The organism is Mesorhizobium sp. M7A.F.Ca.CA.001.08.2.1 (genome assembly GCF_003998455.1).
GTDB classification, from domain to species: Bacteria; Pseudomonadota; Alphaproteobacteria; order Rhizobiales; family Rhizobiaceae; genus Mesorhizobium; species Mesorhizobium ciceri.
Map to the genome: position 1 here is coordinate 1 of NZ_RZPW01001156.1, position 1,299 is coordinate 1,299.

Sequence of the window (1,299 nt, forward strand, 5' to 3'; positions counted from 1 at the left end):
AACCACAACGACGAATTCCTGTCGTTTGGTGCATTTGATCTTGAGCCAGCTGGTCGTGCGGTCGCCGATGTAACGGCTGTCGGCGCGCTTGGCGATAACGCCTTCGTGGCCACCCTCGCACATGGCGTCGAAGACTTGTCTGCCCCGGTCGACGATGTGGCCGGAAAACTGCAGGCTGTCGCCGACGTCGCGGTCCCCAAGGAGCAACTCCAGCCGCTCCTTGCGATCGAGCAGCGGTTGGGTCGACAGATCCTCGCCATTCAGCTCGAGCAGATCGAATGCATAGAACTTGAGGGGCACACCTGCGGCGATGCCGGTTTTCAGCATGGAAAAATTGCTGCGGCCCTGGCTGTCGATCGCGACAATCTCGCCGTCAATCAGGGCAGAGCCTTTGGTTAGCGCCTGAAGCGGCGGCAGGATGACCTTGAACTGTCGCGTCCAGTCGTGGCCGTTGCGGGTGTAGACCACCACTTTAGAGCCGGAAATCGCGACCTGGGCGCGATACCCATCGAACTTCATTTCGAACAGCCAATTGCTGCCCACAGGTATCTCGTCGGTCAAAGTGCAGAGCTGGAACGGACGAAACGCTGGCGGCGGATATGTAGGGGTAGATTCTGAGTCCCGGCGCCGTGGGCGCTTTTTGCTGAGGGCGGCCTCTACGGCCGGCATGTGGAACTCGAATACATGGCTCGATTCAATACCCTGAACGGGATTCGGTTCCACTCCGGTAAGTCGAGACATTGAACCGGAAGACACTGGCTGCGTTGTTGGGTCTGGAATGGCAATCTTTTGGAGGACGAAATGGCCAATACAGGAACAACACGTGGACGCAACCAGGATCGCGTGAAGGTCGCTGGCGGGCAGGATCATGAAGTGAAATACGAGGCGGGTAAGACCGGAGCGAGCAAGGCCGACGTGAAGTCAGCCGTGAAATCGGTCGGGAACAGCCGCAAGAAGGTCGAGGATAAGCTAGGTAAGAACTGAACCACGGGGTCCGGCTAGATGCTCCGGGTTGCCACGTTCAATGTAAACGGCGTCAATGGTCGTCTGCCGGTCCTCATCGCGTGGCTAAAGGCCACGCGCTATGACGTCGTCTGCCTTCAAGAACTCAAAACCTCGGACGAGAAATTTCCGGCCGAGGCGATCGGCGATGCTGGCTATGGCGCGATCTGGCACGGCCAGAAATCCTACAACGGCGTCGCTATCCTGGCTCGCGGAGCTGACCCGATCGAGCGCCGACGCGGGCTTCCTGGCGACCCTGACGATAGCCATAGCCGCTATATCGAGGCGGAGATCAGC

General features: G+C 59.0%; 3 protein-coding genes. 2 read left to right on the forward strand and 1 reads right to left on the reverse strand.

Annotated features, from left to right (window positions below):
- Positions 1–669, reverse strand: a 669-nt coding sequence (locus EN914_RS35745) for an RNA ligase family protein (protein ID WP_281034699.1), incomplete at its 3' end; no start/stop codon positions are given.
- 132 nt (positions 670–801) lie between these two features.
- On the opposite strand from EN914_RS35745, the gene EN914_RS35750 reads away from it, so the two are divergent.
- Complete coding sequence (locus EN914_RS35750) at positions 802–984, forward strand: DUF3606 domain-containing protein (protein WP_024504934.1); 183 nt, start codon at positions 802–804, stop codon at positions 982–984.
- A gap of 18 nt (positions 985–1,002) precedes the next feature.
- Positions 1,003–1,299 (forward strand): endonuclease/exonuclease/phosphatase family protein (locus EN914_RS35755; RefSeq protein ID WP_206527325.1); only part of this gene is annotated, 297 nt, incomplete at its 3' end.

What these genes read in the sequence shown, in the direction of transcription:
- EN914_RS35750 (WP_024504934.1), top strand. Translation starts at nt 802, where the DNA reads ATGGCCAATACAGGAACAACACGTGGACGCAACCAGGATCGCGTGAAG.